Here is a 15,114-nt window from a genome sequence, read left to right on the forward strand (position 1 = left end):
AGCCGCGGCGCCCCGCCACCGGCAGCCGGCTCAGCCGGGGGCCGACCCGGCGGCCCGGTTGCCGCCTGCACCGGGTTTGCCACGCCGACCGGGAGGGGCACCGGCGGGCCATGGACGCGGACATCACCCTGCGGGTCGACGGCGAGACCCGCCGGCTGACCGTCGACACCCGCACCTCCCTGCTCGACGCGCTGCGCGAGCGGCTCGGCAACGCGAGCCCGAAGAAGGGCTGCGACCACGGCCAGTGCGGGGCCTGCACGATCCTGCTCGACGGGCAGCGGGCGCTCTCCTGCCTCGCGCTCGCGGTCGCGCACGACGGGGCCGAGATCACCACGGCCGACGGCCTGGCGCGCGACGGCGAGCTGCACCCGGTGCAGCGGGCGTTCCTCGAGCGGGACGCCTTCCAGTGCGGCTACTGCACCCCCGGCCAGGTCTGCTCCGCCGTCGGGGTGATCGACGAGTTCGAGCGCGGCTGGCCCAGCCACGTCACCGAGAACCTCATCGCCGATCCGGAGATGACCCACGACGAGGTCGCCGAACGGATGAGCGGCAACCTCTGCCGCTGCGCCGCCTACGTGAACATCACGCCCGCGGTGCAGGAAGCGGCCGGCGCATGAAGCCCTTCGCCTTCGCGAGGCCCGGCGACGTCGCCGAGGCCGTCCGGGACGTCGCCGCCGAGCCGAACGCCGTCTTCCTCGCCGGCGGCACCAACCTCGTCGACCACCTGCGGCTCGGCGTCGCCCGCCCGGACCTGGTCGTCGACGTCCGCACGCTCACCTCCCGCGAGATCACCGACCTCGACGACGACGGGCTGCGCCTGGGGGCCGCGAGCACCAACAGCGAGGTCGCCGCCGATCGCCGCGTCCGGGAGCGCTACCCGGTGCTCGCCCAGGCGCTGCTGGCCGGGGCGACCGGCCAGCTGCGGAACATGGCCACCACCGGCGGCAACCCGCTGCAGCGCACCCGCTGCCCGTACTTCCAGGACGTCACGACGCCGTGCAACAAGCGGGAGCCCGGCAGCGGCTGCTCCGCCGTCGGCGGCTACGTCCGGTACCACGCGATCCTCGGGACGCCGGGCGCGCTGCCGGACCCGACCGCGCCGGAGACGTGCATCGCCACGCACCCCTCCGACATGGCCGTCGCCCTGGCCGCACTCGACGCGCAGGTGCACACCCTCGGCCCGGCCGGCGTGCGCACCGTCCCGTTCGTCGACCTGCACCGGCTACCCGGCGACGACCCCTCCCGGGACACGGTGCTCGAGCACGGCGAGCTCGTCACCGCGATCGACCTCCCCCCGCTGCCGATCGGCGCCCGGTCGGCCTACCGCAAGGTGCGCGACCGGGCCTCCTACGCCTTCGCGCTGGTGTCGGTCGCCGCCGTCGTCACCGGCGACGGCGACGTCCGGATCGCCCTGGGCGGGGTGGCGCACAAGCCGTGGCGGGCCACCCGCGCCGAGGAGATCCTGCGTGGCGGCCCGCTGACCGAGCACGCCGTGCGCGCCGCGATGGACGCCGAACTGGCGGCCGCCCAGCCGCAGCCCGGGGTGGAGGGCGGCAACGGCTTCAAGATCCCGCTCGTCGCCCGCACCGTGGCCGCGACCCTGCGCGGCCTCGTCCCGGAGGAGCAGTCATGACCGACCTGCTGGAGCCGCGCGCCATCGGCCAGGACCTGGTCCGCCGGGACGGCGAGCCGAAGGTCCGGGGCACCGCCACCTACGCCTACGAGACGCCGGTGGACGACCCCGCCTACTGCCACCCGGTGCAGGCCACGATCGCCCGCGGACGGGTGACCGCCGTGGACACCGCGGCGGCCGAGGCGCTGGACGGCGTGCTGCGGGTCCTCACCCCGTTCGACGCCGAGCGGCTGGCGAGCACCGAGGACGCCGAGTACGCCGTCCTGCAGAGCGACGAGGTCGCCTTCCGCGGGCAGCTGGTCGGCGTGGTGATCGCCGAGACGTCGGAGGTCGCCCGGCAGGCCGCCGACTCGATCGTCGTCACCTATGCCGAGCAGCCGCACGACTCGGCGCTGGCGATCGACCGGGACGACCTGTACGCGCCGGAGAAGGTCAACGCCGGGCACGAGACCGACACCGCCGAGGGCGACGTCGCCGCCGCGATGGCCACCGCGGAGGTGACGCTGGAGCGCACCTACTCCACCGCGATGTACCACAACAACCCGCTCGAGCCGCACGCGACGACGGCGCTCTGGGACGCGGACGCGCAGTTCCTGACCCTGTGGGACTCCACCCAGGGCGTGCACCCCGACCGCGCCGCGGTCTGCGAGGTCTTCGGCCTGGACCAGGAGCAGGTGCGGGTGGTCTGCCCGTACGTCGGCGGCGGCTTCGGCTCCAAGGGGCGGCCGCACGCGAACGTCATGCTCGCCGCGCTCGCCGCCCGGGCGCTCCCCGGCCGGCCGGTGAAACTGGCGCTCACCCGGCAGCAGATGTTCTTCCTGGCCGGCTACCGCACGCCGACGATCCAGACGATGCAGCTGGCCGCCGACCGGCGGGGCCGGCTCCAGGCGATCGCGATCGACGTGGTGGAGCAGACCTCGCGGATCAAGGAGTACGCGGAGCAGACCGGCGTTCCCACGCGGATGATGTACGCCTCCCCCAACCGACGCAGCACGCACCGGCTGGCGGGCCTCGACGTCCCGGTGCCCTCGTGGTTCCGCGCCCCGGGCGAGTGCCCGGGCATGTTCGGTCCCGAGGTCGCGATGGACGAGCTCGCCGAGGAGCTGGGCATCGACCCGGTCGAGCTGCGGATCCGCAACGAGCCGGAGGTGGACCCGGAGACGAAGAAGCCCTGGTCCAGTCGCAACCTGGTGCGCTGCCTGCGCGAGGGCGCCGACCGGTTCGGCTGGGACCGTCGCGGACCGGGCGGGCACCGGCAGGGCGACTGGCTGGTCGGGTACGGGGTCGCCTCGTCGGTCTACCCGACGATGCGCCAGGCCACGTCGACGGCGAACCTGCGGTACGCGGACGGCCGCTACGTAGCCGAGATCGGCGCCGCGGACCTCGGCACCGGGGCGTGGACGATCCTGCCGCAGATCACCGCCGACGCCCTGGCCGTCGACGTCGCCGACGTGGAGGTGCGGATCGGCGACACCCGCTACCCCACCGCTTCCGTGGCCGGCGGCTCGTCGGGGACGAACACCTGGGGCTCGGCGCTGGTGGTGGCCGCCCGCGCCTTCCGCGACAAGTTCGGCGGGTCGCCGGCCGACGGCGACGAGATCTCCGGCGACGTCGACCAGGCGGCCAAGGACGACGCCCATGCGCCGTACGCGTTCGGCGCGCAGTTCGTCGAGGCCCGCGTGCACGTGGACACCGGGGAGATCCGGGTGCCGCGGCTGCTGGGCGTCTTCGGCGTCGGCCGGGTGGTCAACCCCCGGACCGCCCGGTCGCAGCTCATCGGGGGCATGACGATGGGGCTGTCGATGGCGCTGCACGAGAACAGCGTCTGGGACCCGCGGATCGGTCAGGTGGCCAACCACGACCTCGCCGAGTACCACATCTCCGTCAACGCCGACGTCGGCGAGGTCGAGGCGCTGTGGATCGACGAGCACGACCCGTACGTCAACGTGATGGGCACCAAGGGCATCGGCGAGATCGGCATCACCGGGACGGCAGCCGCCGTCGTCAACGCCGTCCACCACGCCACCGGCGTGCGGGTGCGGGACCTCCCGGTGACGCTGGACAAGCTCCTCCCGGGGCTGCCCTGACCCGTGCGTCGGGCGTGACCGGCGTGACGTGACGAGTCGGTCCGCCACGCCGGTGACTCTCGCCATACCGCCGTCGTGCGGTGGGCGAACCCGCTGGTCAGCGGCGTGCGCCGACGTCGCCATACGGTGCGACGACGGTGGCGCGCGGGAGGCCCCCGTTGGGCGTGTTGCCCCGTCGCCGACCAGAATGGGCCCCGACATGGCGACTGCAGCAGCAGCGGCGGCCCGGGCCCCGCAGACGACCAGCCGACCACTCCGGGCATGGCAGCAGGCCGCCCTCGGCCAGTACGAGGAGGCCTCCCCCAAGGACTTCCTCGTCACCGCTACGCCCGGCGCCGGCAAGACGACCTTCGCCCTGACGCTGGCCGCCCGGCTGCTGTCCCGGCGCGAGGTCGCCCGGGTGGTCGTCGTCGCCCCGACCGATCACCTGCGCCTGCAGTGGGCCGAGGCCGCCGACGCCATGGGCATCGTCCTCGACCCGAACCTGACCAACGCCGTCGGCCCGGTGCGGGCGGGCACCCAGGGCTACGTGACCACCTACGCGCAGGTCGCCGGCAAGCCGATGCTGCACGCGGCGCGCGCGACCGCGGTGAAGTCGCTGGTCATCCTGGACGAGGTGCACCACGCCGGCGACGGCCTCTCCTGGGGCGAGGCGGTCGAGGAGGCCTACGGCATGGCCGCGCGCCGGCTCTGCCTCACCGGGACCCCCTTCCGCACCAAGCCCGACGAGCGCATCCCCTTCGTCCGCTACGAGGAGGACACCTTCGAGGGCGAGGCGGGCGGTCTGGTCAGCCGCGCCGACTACACCTACGGCTACAAGGAGGCGCTGGCCGACAACGTCGTCCGCCCCGTCGTCTTCGCCGCCTACACCGGGACCTCGCGCTGGCGGAACTCCGCCGGCGACGTCGTCGCCGCGTCGCTGAGCGAGGCCGGCACGAAGTCGGTGGAGATGCAGGCCTGGCGCACCGCCCTGGACCCCAAAGGCCAGTGGGTGCCGCACGTCATCGCCGCGATGGACGACCGGATCACCCACCTGCGCGAGGAGGGCGGCATGCCCGACGCCGCCGGCCTGATCCTCGCCAGCGACCAGGACGACGCCCGCGCCTACGCGAAGATCGTCCGCCGGGTCACCGGCAAGGCCGCCGAGCTGATCCTCTCCGACGACCCCAAGGCGTCGAAGAAGATCGAGCGCTTCGCCACCGGGTCGGCGCGGATCGCCGTCTGCGTCCGGATGATCTCCGAGGGCGTCGACGTCCCGCGCGCCGCCGTCCTCGCCTGGATGACCTCCTACCGGACCCCGCTGTTCTTCGCCCAGGCGGTCGGGCGCGTGGTCCGCTCCCGCTCGCCGCACGAGTCGGCGACGGTGTTCCTCCCCGCGGTGCGCCCGCTGCTGTCGCTGGCCGCCTCCATGGAGGAGCAGCGCAACCACGTCATGCCACCGCCGCGGACCCAGCCCGACGAGGAGCTGGAGGCGCTCGACCTGCCGCCGCGGGAGCCGCGGGAGGGCGAGATGAAGCAGTGGGAGGCCCTCGAGGCCGACGCCCGCTTCGCGCACGTGCTCCACGGCGGCACGGCGCACACCGGTGAGGGCCGCCCGGCGCTGGTCGCCCCCGAGGAGGAGGACTTCCTCGGCATCCCCGGCCTGCTCACCCCCGAGCAGACGGCGTCGCTGCTGGCCAAGCGGGACGACGAGCTGCGGGTGCGCATCGCGCAGAGCCACCGGAACGACGACGACGAGTTCATGCTCGTCGAGGACCACCCCGACGAGGACGACGCCGGCCGCTCGTGGCGCGACGCCGCCGAGCTGCGCCGGGAGATCAACCGCCTGGTCAACCGGGTGGCGGCACGCACCTCGCAGCCGCAGGCCGTGGTGCACACCCAGCTGCGCCAGTCGGTGCCCGGCCCGCCGTCGGCGTCGGCGTCGGTCGACGTCCTCCGGGCCCGCCGGGAGCGCCTCCGCACCATGCTCTGAGCCGCCGCCGGCCCGCTGAGGGCGGGCCCGGGCATGTCGAGGGGGGCTCGGACGCACCCGTCAGGGTGACTTCGGGGCGGGCGGCGGTTCCCGGCTCCACCCGCGGGAACCGCTGCGCCCGCGGCGTGCGCCGCCGGTCCGTCGTCCGGACCGCGACCGAAGGAGTTCGCCATGCGACTGGGAACCGCCATCGTGCTGCTCGCGCTGGGCGCGATCCTGACGTTCGCGCTGCGCGTCGACGTCAGCGGCGTGGACCTGCAGGTGGTCGGCTGGATCCTGATGATCGCCGGCGCGCTGGGCATCGTGCTGGAGCTCGCCGTCCGGAGCCGGCAGCGCCGGGTCACCCGGACCGACGCCTACGGCGACCCGGCCGGTGCCCCGGTCCGCCGGAGCACCACCGAGGAGCGCTACTGAGCGGACCCGCTCCGGTGCCGCGAGAGCCCCCGCCCGGATCGGGGCGGGGGCTCTCGAAGGTGTGAGGTCCGGACCGGATGACGGCCGCCTCGCGGCGAGATGCACAACGCGGCTCCAGGCCCCCGACCGAGGTCGGGGCGGTAGTCCGTGAAGGCGTAACCAAATGGCACCCGGGGGCACGATGCACCCGGCCCGGACGCATCCGAGGCTACCCGCCGACCGCCGACGCTGTCGTCCCGAGCGAGGTGTGCGCCCGGTCTCGCCGAGTGGGCCGGAGGGTCCGCGCCGGGCGGGTGCGGCACCTGGCCGCGGCGCGGTCCGGAGGTGGACGAGCTAGTTGAAGCCGCGCTCGTCCTGCTTGAGCGCGGTGTCCACCGTCAGCGCCGAGGCGATGACCATGCTGGCCAGGGGCTCGGGCAGGCGGTAGTGCACGAGGACGACGTAGCGGTCGGCCGTGGTGAACATCGTGCGGGCCAGCCCTTCCCACTTCTTCGTGATCCGCGCGACCTCGACGCCGGCCGCGTCGGTGATGGCGAAGTCCCAGGCCCGCCAGTTCTCGGCCTGGATCGCGCCGATCAGCCGGCCGCCGGCCACCAGGTCGAACCGGATCCGGCCGAAGACGTTGGGCTGCACGACCTCCCCGACCGGCGCGCCGTCGGGGCGCTGCACCACCACCCGCGACTTCACGAACTTCGCCGGCCGGGTGAGCACGAGCACCGGGCCGCGGGCGTCCCCCACCTCCAGCCGGTGGGTGAGGAACTGGTCGAGGTTCGAGACCAGCCGCACCGCCTTCTCAGCGAGCTCTGCCCGACCTGGACGACGGCGCCGATCTGCCGGCCGTTCCCGTCGAGCACGGCGTACTCGTTGGTCAGCTCGACGAGCTTGGTCTTCTGGTTCACCAGGAGGACCGGCTGGTCGTACAGCGAGGGACCGGTGGCCGTCGGTGCGGGCGGAGGCGGCGGAGCGGCCTGCTGCACGTGCTCGGTCCAGCCCTGGCCGTCCCACCAGCGGGTGCCCGGGCCGCCGCCGGGGTCGGGGTACCAGCCGGACGGGGGTGCGGGTCGGCTCACGGCGGTCAAGCTAGCCGCCGGCACCGGCCGGACCTGTCGGCGACGCGTGCCAGACTCCCGCGCATGCCCGACCTCACCGCCGTCGAGGCCCGCGTGCTCGCCGCCGTCGACGAGCAGTGGGCCGTGGAGCGGCTGTGCGCGATGATCGCCGTCCCGTCGGTCGGCGGGAGCGCCGCCGAGAGCGAGGTGCAGCACCTCCTCGGCGACTGGCTCGAGGAGCTGGGCTGCGCCGTCGACCGGTGGCCGATCGACCTGGTGGAGGCGGCGAGCGCCCCCGGCGCCCCGGGCCAGGAGGTGGTGCGCACCGAGGCGTGGGGCGTCGTCGGCACGGTCGACGGCGCCGAGGGCGGCACGCCGGCGCTGGTGCTGGCCGGGCACACCGACGTCGTCCCGCCCGGTGACCGCGACCTGTGGGCGGGCGACCCGTTCGTCCCGCGGACCGGCGACGGCGCCGTGCACGGCCGCGGCGCCTGCGACATGAAGGCCGGCGTGGTCGCCACGCTCGCGGCGGTGCACGCCCTCCGGACGGCGGGGGTGCGCCTGGCCCGCCCGCTCGCGCTGCACGGCGTCGTCGGCGAGGAGGACGGCGGCCTCGGCGCCTGGGCGACGCTGCGCCGCGGGCACACCGGCGAGCTGTGCGTGATCCCCGAGCCCACCGCACGGGCCGTGGTCACCGCCCAGGGCGGAGCCCTCACCTTCCGGCTGGAGGTGAGCGGCCACGCCGCGCACGCCGCGATGCGCGACCGCGGCGTCAGCGCCGTCGAGCTCTTCGCGCACGTGCACGCGGAGCTGCTCGCCTTCGAGGCCGAGCGGCAGCGCGACGCCGACCCGCGCTTCGGCGACGCGCCGTTCCCGCACGGCATCTCCATCGGGCGGGTGCAGGCCGGCGACTGGGCGAGCTCCGTCCCCGACCGGCTCGTCGCCGAGGGCCGCTACGGGGTGCGCGTCGGCGAGCCCGTCGAGACGGCGCGGGCGGCGCTGGAGGCCCGGCTGGCCGAGGTCTGCGCGGCGCACCCCTGGCTGGCCGCGCACCCCGTGCGGCTGACCTGGACCGGCGGCGCCTTCGCCAGCGGCGAGCTGCCGGCCGGGCACCCGCTGCTCCCCGCCGTCCGCGCCGCGGTGGTGGACGGCGGCGGCGCCGAGCCGGCCGAGCGGGCGATCGCCGCCGGCACCGACCTGCGGCTCTACGCCGCCGCCGGCATCCCGACGCTGCACTACGGCCCGGGCGACCTCCACCTCGCGCACGGGCCGCAGGAGTCGGTGCAGGTGGCCGAGCTGGTCACCGCGGCCCGCACCTTCGCCCTGCTCGCGCTGCGCAGCTGCGGGGTCCGGTGAGCGGCCCGGTCGGCTTCGAGGCCTGGGCGGCGCTGGCCGGCGACTCCCCGACGTCGCGCACCGAGTGGGCCGCCGTCGTCGCGGCGTGGAGCGAGCCGCACCGCCGCTACCACGACCTGGCGCACCTGGCGGCGGTTCTCGGCCTGCTCGACCGGCTGGTCGCCGACGTCCCCGACCCCGACGCCGTGCGGCTGGCCGCCTGGTACCACGACGTCGTCTACGACCCGCAGCGGACGGACAACGAGCAGCTCAGCGCCGCCCGGGCCCGCGCCGGCCTGCTCGGGCTCGTGCCGGACGAGCGGGTCGAGGAGGTGGTGCGGCTGGTGCTGCTCACCGACGGGCACGACGTGGCACCCGGCGACGCCGACGGCGCAGCCCTCTGCGACGCGGACCTCGCGGTGCTCGCCAGCCCGCCGGGGGCGTACGCGGGCTACGCGTCGGCGATCCGCGCCGAGTACGGGCACCTGGACGACGAGACGTTCACCGCCGGGCGGATCACCGTCCTGGAGCAGCTGCTGGCGCTCCCCCGGCTCTACCGGCTGCCCGCCGCCGCGGCGTGGGAGCCGCTGGCCCGCGCGAACCTGACCGCGGAGCTCACCCTGCTGAGGCAGCGGGCCGGCGGGGCTTCCGGAGCCTGAGACCGGCCGCGAGCAGGCGCTGCAGCAGCTCCCGGCACTCGACCGGCTCCGCGCCGGCCGCCACCGCGACGGCGTAGAGGTCCTCGGGGATGTCGTAGTGGTCGCCCTGGAAGGCCCGCCGCGGGATGCCCAGCTCGGCGGCGACGAACGCGTGCAGCTCGTCGTAGCTGACGTCGCTCACCAGGTGCGACCAGCGGCGGCCGCGCCAGGGCCACACCGGGGAGTCGATCAGCACGGCCACGGGAGGCAGTCTGCCGCGCCCCGACTAGCGTCTGCCGGGTGAGTGCAGAGATCCGCTGGGGAGTCATCGGGCCGGGCCGCATCGCCGAGAACGTGATGCACGACTTCGCGCACGTGCCGGGCGCGCGGGCGGTGGCGGTCGCCTCGCGGTCGCCGGAGCGGGCCGACGCCTTCGCCTCCCGGCACGGCCTGGACCGGGCGCACGGCTCCTACGCCGCGATCATCGCCGATCCGGACGTCGACGTGCTGTACCTCGCCACCCCGCACCCGCAGCACCACGCGCTCGCGCTGGCCGCCCTCCGCGCGGGCAAGGCGCTGCTGGTGGAGAAGTCGTTCACCGCCACCACCGCCGGCGCGCACGAGGTGGTCGACCTGGCCCGGGAGACCGGCGTCTTCGTCATGGAGGCCATGTGGACGCGCTTCCAGCCCGCCGTCGTCGCCGTGCGCGAGCTGATCGCCGACGGCGCGATCGGCGAGGTGCGGTCGGTGCAGGCCGATCTCGGCGTGGCCCGCGAATACGACCCGCTCGACCGGCTCTTCGCCATGGAGCTCGGCGGTGGCGCACTGCTGGACCTCGGCGTCTACGTCGTCTCCTTCGCCCAGATGCTGCTGGGGACGCCGGAGCGCGTCGTCGCCGCCGGCTCGGTGTTCCCCTCGGGGGCCGACGCCGACGCCGCTCTGCTCCTCGACTTCGGCGACGGCCGCACGGCCGCGCTCACCACCTCGCTGCGCAACGCGCTCCCCGGGCAGGCGCGAGTGTTCGGGACGACCGGCTGGATCGACGTCCTCCCCCGCTTCCACCACCCGGACACCATCGTGCTGCACCGCGCCGGCGCGGAGCCGGAGACGATCACGAAGCCGCAGACGGGTGCCGGGTACGCGCACGAACTGGTCGAGGTCACCGAGTGCCTGCGGGCCGGCCGGACCGAGAGCGCCGTCATGCCGCTGGCCGACACGCTGGTCGTCCAGGACGTGCTCGGCCAGGCGGCCGAGCAGCTCGGTGTCCGGCACGCCGAGGCGGTCGACGTCCTGTGATCGTCGTGACCGCCGCCGGCGGGGGCACCGGCACCGCCGTCGTCCGCGCGCTGCTGTCCCGGGGCGAGGAGGTCCGCGCGGTCGTGCCGTCGCGCCGGCCGCGCCCCGAGCTCGACGCGCTCGGCGCCGAGGTGGTCGTCGGCGACCTGACCGGAGACCTCTCCCCCGTCCTGGCCGGCGCCGACGCCCTGTACCTGATCTGGCCGAACTTCGACCCGCACGAGGCGACCGGGGCGCCCGCCGTCCTGACGCAGGCCGCCGGGGCGCGGGTGCGCCGGCTCGTCTACCACTCGGTGCTCCGCCCGCAGATCCGCGCGATGCCCCACCACGCGGCCAAGGACCGGGTCGAGGAGGCCCTCGACGGCGCGGTCGCGGGCACGGCGGCGCGGTGGCGGGTGCTGCAGCCGTGCGCCTACGCCGACAACCTCGACGGGCAGGTGGCGGGCGCGGTGGACAGCGGCGAGCTCCGCAGCCCCTGGGGCCTGGATCGGGCGCAGTCCTTCGTCGACCTGCGCGACGTCGCCGAGGCCGCAGCGGTGCTGCTCACCGCCGACGGGCTGGACAGCGGCACCTTCGAGGCCGTGGGCCCCCAGGAGCTCACCGCGCCCGACGTCGCGGCACTGCTGTCCGACCACTCCGGACGGCCGGTCACCGCCGTGGACGTGACCACCACCGACGACGGGACGTACGCCGGCCGGTGCCGCGCCACGATGTTCGACTGGTACCGCGCGCACGGGTTCACCGGCAGCCCGCGGGTGCTCACCGACCTGCTGGGCCGCGCCCCGCGCACGGTCGCCGAGCACCTGGCCGACCTGCCGGCCGGATGACCCCGTCCGGGTGAATCCGCCCCGGCCGGCTGCAGCCGCTCCCGGCGGCTGCCGATAAGCGATCGAAGCGCCGCATCCGCGGCCGGTCGTCCGGAAGGGGCTCCATCCATGGCACTGCTCGAGGGATTCGCCGTCGTCGTCGCCAAGTTCGCCGGCGCGGGCACCGTGGCGCAGGTGGCCACCGGCCTGGGCATCGCGGCCGCCGGCGTGACCGGCGCGGGGGCCGCCGGTGCGCTGCCGGCTCCGGTGCAGGACGCCGTCGCCTCCGCCGTGGAGAGCGTGACGCCGTTCGAGCTGCCGGAGTCCACCGACTCCGCGGACGAGGGCCTGCCGACCGGCGACGCCCCCCAGCTCACCGGGACCGTGGAGCCCACGGAGGAGGCGCCCGAGGCGCCCACCGAGGAGCCCACCGAGGAGGCGCCCGAGGAATCCACCGACGAGCCCACCGACGAGGCCACCGAGGACGGCGCCGGGGACAGCGGCCTCCGCGGGCTGGACAACGCCATCGCCCACGCCGACGAGCACGCCCAGGAGTCGCTGGCCGCAGCGCAGGCCCGCAAGGCGGCCCACGACACGGAGAAGGCGTCCCGCGACGCCGCGCGCGAGGCCGAGAAGGCCGCCCGGGACGCCGCCAAGGACGCCGATAAGGCCGCCCGCGAGGCCGCGAAGGCCGCTCGGGACGCCGCCGCACCCGTCGAGGAGAGCGTCGAGGAGGCCCCGGCTGGTGCCGAGGACGCGGGGCGCGGCAAGCGCTGACCTGCCCGGTCAGACCGGGGTGTCCTCCACCGGCGCCCAGGCCAGGCCGGTCGCCTGGTCGGCCGTGGGGACGCGGGTCGGCGTCCCCCCGGCCCGGCGCACGGCATCGGCGAACAGGCACGCGTCGATCACCGCGGCGCACCCCGGGTCGTTGTTGAAGTAGACGAGCACGTCGTCGTCCCCGTACGTGGCGGCCAGCCGGTCGGCCCACAGCTGGAGGGTCTCCGGCCGGTAGCGCCAGTTCTCCAGGCCGGTGTGGAACCGCAGGTACCCCCAGTCGGCGGTGCGCCACAGCGGGGCGACCGGCTGCTCCATCCGGTCGGCCCAGCACAGCGCTGCTCCGTAGCGCTCCAGGAGCGCCCGGATCTCGTCGGTCCACCACGACTCGTGCCGGGGCTCCACGGCCACGCGGGTGCCGCTGGGGAACTGGGCCAGGCAGGCGCGCAGCAGCTCCGGGTCCGCCTTCAGCGTGGGCGGCAGCTGCAGCAGGATCGTGTCCAGCTTCGCCGCGAGGCCCTCCGCCCGGCCCATCAGCCGGGCCACCGGCTCCTCCGGCTCGCGCAGCCGCTTGATGTGGGTGAGGAACCGGCTGGCCTTGACCGCCCACCGGAAGTCCGCCGGGGTGCGCTCGCGCCACTTCACGAACGTCTCGTGCTCGGGCAGCCGGTAGAAGGCGTTGTTGCTCTCGACGGTGGCGAAGTGCTCGACGTAGTGCTCCAGCCACAGCCGTTGGGCGAGCTTCTGCGGGTAGAAGGCCCCGCGCCAGTCGCGGTACTGCCACCCCGACGTCCCGATGATCACCGTCACGGTCAGCCGCCTACCCTCCCGGTTCATGGCTGACTCACCCGCCCGGTTCAAGGACCTCTGCCTCGACGCCCGCGACCACCAGTCGATGGCCGACTGGTGGGCCGCGGCGCTGGGCTACGTCCGCAAGGACGTGCTCGACGACGGCACCGAGCGGGAGCGCGACTGGCCGGCGCTGATCATCGATCCCGCGGGTGCGGGGCCGGACATCTGGCTCAACCCGGTGATCGAGTCCAAGTGGGTGAAGAACCGCATGCACCTCGACGTCGTCGGCGACCGGGACGCGCTGGTGGCGGCCGGCGCCCGGGTCGTGCGGTCGCAGGGCGGCGACATCGACTGCGACGTGCTGGCCGACCCCGAGGGCAACGAGTTCTGCTGCTTCCCGCCGGAGGACTGATCCCGCGGACGCCGACAGGGGCGGCCCGCTGGGAAGCGGACCGCCCCTGCCGGGCAGTGCTGGTGCTACGAGGGAGCTGGACTCAGAAGTCCATGCCACCCATGCCATCGCTGTTCGGCATGGCCGGGGCGTTCTTCTCCGGCTTGTCGGCGATGACGGCCTCGGTGGTGAGGAAGAGCGCCGCGATGGAGGCGGCGTTCTGCAGCGCCGAGCGGGTCACCTTGGCGGGGTCGATGATCCCGCTGGCGACCAGGTCCACGTACTCGCCGGTGGCGGCGTTGAGGCCCCAGCCGGTCTCCGAGTTGCGGACCTTCTCCGCGACGACGCCGCCCTCGAGGCCGGCGTTGATCGCGATCTGCTTCAGCGGCGCCTCGAGCGCGACGCGCACGATGTTGGCACCGGTGGCCTCGTCACCCTCGAGCTCGAGCTTGTCGAACGCGACGGTGGTGGCCTGCGCCAGGGCGACGCCACCACCGGCGACGATGCCCTCCTCGACGGCGGCCTTGGCGTTGCGCACCGCGTCCTCGATGCGGTGCTTGCGCTCCTTGAGCTCGACCTCGGTCGCGGCGCCGGCCTTGATGACGGCGACGCCACCGGCCAGCTTGGCCAGGCGCTCCTGCAGCTTCTCGCGGTCGTAGTCGGAGTCCGAGCGGTCGATCTCGCTGCGGATCTGGTTGACCCGGCCCTGGATCTGGTCGGTGTCACCGGCACCCTCGACGATCGTCGTCTCGTCCTTGGTGACGACGACCTTGCGGGCGCGGCCGAGCAGCTCGAGGCCGGCGGTGTCGAGCTTGAGGCCGACCTCCTCGCTGATGACCTGGCCACCGGTGAGGATGGCGATGTCGCCCAGCATGGCCTTGCGGCGGTCACCGAAGCCCGGGGCCTTGACGGCGACGGACTTGAAGGTGCCACGGATCTTGTTCACGACCAGGGTCGCGAGGCCCTCGCCCTCGACGTCCTCGGCGATGATGGCCAGCGGCTTGCCCGACTGCATGACCTTCTCCAGCAGCGGGAGCAGGTCCTTGACCGAGCTGATCTTCGAGTTGACGACGAGCACGTACGGGTCGTCGAGGACGGCCTCCATGCGCTCGGTGTCGGTCACGAAGTAGGGCGAGATGTAGCCCTTGTCGAAGCGCATGCCCTCGGTGAGCTCGAGCTCGAGCCCGAAGGTGTTGCTCTCCTCGACGGTGATGACGCCTTCCTTGCCCACCTTGTCCATCGCCTCGGCGATGAGCTCACCGATGGCGGGGTCGGCGGCGGAGATCGACGCGGTGGCGGCGATCTGCTCCTTGGTCTCGACGTCCTTGGCCGTGGAGAGGAGGTACTCGGTGACCGAGGCGACGGCCTTCTCGATGCCCTTCTTCAGGGCCATCGGGTTGGCGCCGGCGGCGACGTTGCGCAGGCCCTCGCGCACGAGCGCCTGGGCGAGCACGGTGGCGGTGGTGGTGCCGTCACCCGCGACGTCGTCGGTCTTCTTCGCGACCTCCTTGACGAGCTCGGCCCCGATCTTCTCCCACGGGTCCTCGAGCTCGATCTCCTTGGCGATGCTCACACCGTCGTTGGTGATCGTGGGGGCGCCCCACTTCTTCTCCAGCACGACGTTCCGGCCCTTGGGACCGAGGGTCACCTTGACGGCGTCGGCGAGGGTGTTCATGCCCCGCTCGAGGCCGCGGCGCGCCTCTTCCTCGAAGGCGATCATCTTGGCCATGTGGTGATGTCCTCCATGCATTGATCGCTGCACGGCCGGGTTGGTGCCCGCGACGGACGGCACCAGCGACGTGGGCGCTCCGTCGGCCCACGGACCGGTGCCTCACCGTTCCGACCTGATTGGCACTCGGGAGCCCCGAGTGCCAGAAACGAGTCTGGCACTCGACCCTGGCGAGTGCAAGAACGGGGGGTGCTCCGG

At 74.4% G+C, this 15,114-nt stretch carries 16 protein-coding genes; 11 read left to right on the forward strand and 5 right to left on the reverse strand.

Annotated elements, in window-relative coordinates:
• Positions 1–110: 110 nt before the first annotated feature.
• The 5 genes from ACI790_RS16165 to ACI790_RS16185 all read left to right on the forward strand — a co-directional run bounded on the left by ACI790_RS16165 (position 111) and on the right by ACI790_RS16185 (position 6,106).
• A complete protein-coding gene (locus ACI790_RS16165) occupies positions 111–617 on the forward strand; it encodes a 2Fe-2S iron-sulfur cluster-binding protein (RefSeq protein ID WP_456570806.1) in 507 nt (168 codons plus the stop codon).
• The gene (locus ACI790_RS16170) at positions 614–1,633 is read left to right on the forward strand and encodes an FAD binding domain-containing protein (protein WP_456570807.1); all 1,020 of its coding nucleotides are present in this window, start codon (positions 614–616) and stop codon (positions 1,631–1,633) included. The genes ACI790_RS16165 and ACI790_RS16170 overlap by 4 nt, the downstream gene beginning before the upstream one ends.
• Positions 1,630–3,720 (forward strand): xanthine dehydrogenase family protein molybdopterin-binding subunit, encoded by a 2,091-nt coding sequence (locus ACI790_RS16175; protein ID WP_456570808.1) that lies wholly within the window; start codon positions 1,630–1,632, stop codon positions 3,718–3,720. Before ACI790_RS16170 ends, ACI790_RS16175 begins: the two co-directional genes overlap by 4 nt.
• A 199-nt stretch (positions 3,721–3,919) precedes the next feature.
• Positions 3,920–5,692 (forward strand): DEAD/DEAH box helicase, encoded by a 1,773-nt coding sequence (locus ACI790_RS16180; protein ID WP_456570809.1) that lies wholly within the window; start codon positions 3,920–3,922, stop codon positions 5,690–5,692.
• 171 nt (positions 5,693–5,863) lie between these two features.
• Positions 5,864–6,106, forward strand: coding sequence for a DUF6458 family protein (locus tag ACI790_RS16185; RefSeq protein ID WP_456570810.1), 243 nt, complete (start codon positions 5,864–5,866; stop codon positions 6,104–6,106).
• Positions 6,107–6,439: 333 nt separating this feature from the next.
• Here ACI790_RS16185 and ACI790_RS16190 read toward each other — a convergent pair whose 3' ends face one another.
• A complete protein-coding gene (locus ACI790_RS16190; protein ID WP_456570811.1) occupies positions 6,440–6,892 on the reverse strand; it encodes a phospholipid scramblase-related protein in 453 nt (150 codons plus the stop codon).
• The gene (locus ACI790_RS16195; RefSeq protein WP_456570812.1) at positions 6,790–7,176 is read right to left on the reverse strand and encodes a DUF2510 domain-containing protein; all 387 of its coding nucleotides are present in this window, start codon (positions 7,174–7,176) and stop codon (positions 6,790–6,792) included. The genes ACI790_RS16190 and ACI790_RS16195 overlap by 103 nt, the downstream gene beginning before the upstream one ends.
• A 63-nt stretch (positions 7,177–7,239) precedes the next feature.
• Here ACI790_RS16195 and ACI790_RS16200 point away from each other — a divergent pair, with 63 nt between their 5' ends.
• Both ACI790_RS16200 and ACI790_RS16205 read left to right on the forward strand, forming a co-directional pair.
• Entirely contained in the window at positions 7,240–8,511 is a 1,272-nt protein-coding gene (locus ACI790_RS16200; RefSeq protein WP_456570813.1) for an ArgE/DapE family deacylase, read from the forward strand.
• Positions 8,508–9,149: an HD domain-containing protein gene (locus tag ACI790_RS16205; protein WP_456570814.1), complete on the forward strand. Its 642-nt coding sequence runs from the start codon at positions 8,508–8,510 to the stop codon at positions 9,147–9,149. The genes ACI790_RS16200 and ACI790_RS16205 overlap by 4 nt, the downstream gene beginning before the upstream one ends.
• Here ACI790_RS16205 and ACI790_RS16210 read toward each other — a convergent pair.
• A complete protein-coding gene (locus tag ACI790_RS16210) occupies positions 9,106–9,390 on the reverse strand; it encodes a DUF4031 domain-containing protein (protein ID WP_456570815.1) in 285 nt (94 codons plus the stop codon). The two genes, ACI790_RS16205 and ACI790_RS16210, sit on opposite strands and share 44 nt — an antisense overlap.
• A gap of 38 nt (positions 9,391–9,428) precedes the next feature.
• Here ACI790_RS16210 and ACI790_RS16215 point away from each other — a divergent pair, with 38 nt between their 5' ends.
• The 3 genes from ACI790_RS16215 (at position 9,429) to ACI790_RS16225 (ending at position 12,007) form a co-directional block, all read left to right on the forward strand.
• Positions 9,429–10,424 (forward strand): Gfo/Idh/MocA family protein, encoded by a 996-nt coding sequence (locus ACI790_RS16215; RefSeq protein WP_456570816.1) that lies wholly within the window; start codon positions 9,429–9,431, stop codon positions 10,422–10,424.
• On the forward strand, positions 10,421–11,251 hold the full coding sequence (locus tag ACI790_RS16220; protein WP_456570817.1) for an SDR family oxidoreductase: 831 nt from the start codon (positions 10,421–10,423) through the stop codon (positions 11,249–11,251). The genes ACI790_RS16215 and ACI790_RS16220 overlap by 4 nt, the downstream gene beginning before the upstream one ends.
• A 108-nt stretch (positions 11,252–11,359) precedes the next feature.
• Positions 11,360–12,007, forward strand: coding sequence for a hypothetical protein (locus ACI790_RS16225; RefSeq protein ID WP_456570818.1), 648 nt, complete (start codon positions 11,360–11,362; stop codon positions 12,005–12,007).
• A gap of 9 nt (positions 12,008–12,016) precedes the next feature.
• Here ACI790_RS16225 and ACI790_RS16230 read toward each other — a convergent pair whose 3' ends face one another.
• Complete coding sequence (locus tag ACI790_RS16230; RefSeq protein WP_456570819.1) at positions 12,017–12,814, reverse strand: DUF72 domain-containing protein; 798 nt, start codon at positions 12,812–12,814, stop codon at positions 12,017–12,019.
• 25 nt (positions 12,815–12,839) lie between these two features.
• Between ACI790_RS16230 and ACI790_RS16235 the strand changes: the two genes are divergently transcribed.
• Entirely contained in the window at positions 12,840–13,208 is a 369-nt protein-coding gene (locus ACI790_RS16235) for a VOC family protein (protein ID WP_456570820.1), read from the forward strand.
• 82 nt (positions 13,209–13,290) lie between these two features.
• On the opposite strand, the gene groL is transcribed toward ACI790_RS16235, so the two are convergent.
• Positions 13,291–14,916 carry a chaperonin GroEL gene (gene groL, locus ACI790_RS16240; RefSeq protein ID WP_456570821.1) on the reverse strand — a complete coding sequence of 542 codons (1,626 nt, stop codon included), beginning with the start codon at positions 14,914–14,916 and terminating at the stop codon, positions 13,291–13,293.
• Positions 14,917–15,114: the final 198 nt, after the last annotated feature.

It is taken from the genome of Blastococcus sp. SYSU DS0539, from assembly GCF_054050855.1.

Coding starts and splice junctions, on each gene's coding strand:
- groL (WP_456570821.1), bottom strand. CDS start 14,916: ATGGCCAAGATGATCGCCTTCGAGGAAGAGGCGCGCCGCGGCCTCGAG.
- ACI790_RS16185 (WP_456570810.1), top strand. CDS start 5,864: ATGCGACTGGGAACCGCCATCGTGCTGCTCGCGCTGGGCGCGATCCTG.
- ACI790_RS16165 (WP_456570806.1), top strand. CDS start 111: ATGGACGCGGACATCACCCTGCGGGTCGACGGCGAGACCCGCCGGCTG.
- ACI790_RS16175 (WP_456570808.1), top strand. CDS start 1,630: ATGACCGACCTGCTGGAGCCGCGCGCCATCGGCCAGGACCTGGTCCGC.
- ACI790_RS16235 (WP_456570820.1), top strand. CDS start 12,840: ATGGCTGACTCACCCGCCCGGTTCAAGGACCTCTGCCTCGACGCCCGC.
- ACI790_RS16225 (WP_456570818.1), top strand. CDS start 11,360: ATGGCACTGCTCGAGGGATTCGCCGTCGTCGTCGCCAAGTTCGCCGGC.
- ACI790_RS16180 (WP_456570809.1), top strand. CDS start 3,920: ATGGCGACTGCAGCAGCAGCGGCGGCCCGGGCCCCGCAGACGACCAGC.
- ACI790_RS16200 (WP_456570813.1), top strand. CDS start 7,240: ATGCCCGACCTCACCGCCGTCGAGGCCCGCGTGCTCGCCGCCGTCGAC.
- ACI790_RS16170 (WP_456570807.1), top strand. CDS start 614: ATGAAGCCCTTCGCCTTCGCGAGGCCCGGCGACGTCGCCGAGGCCGTC.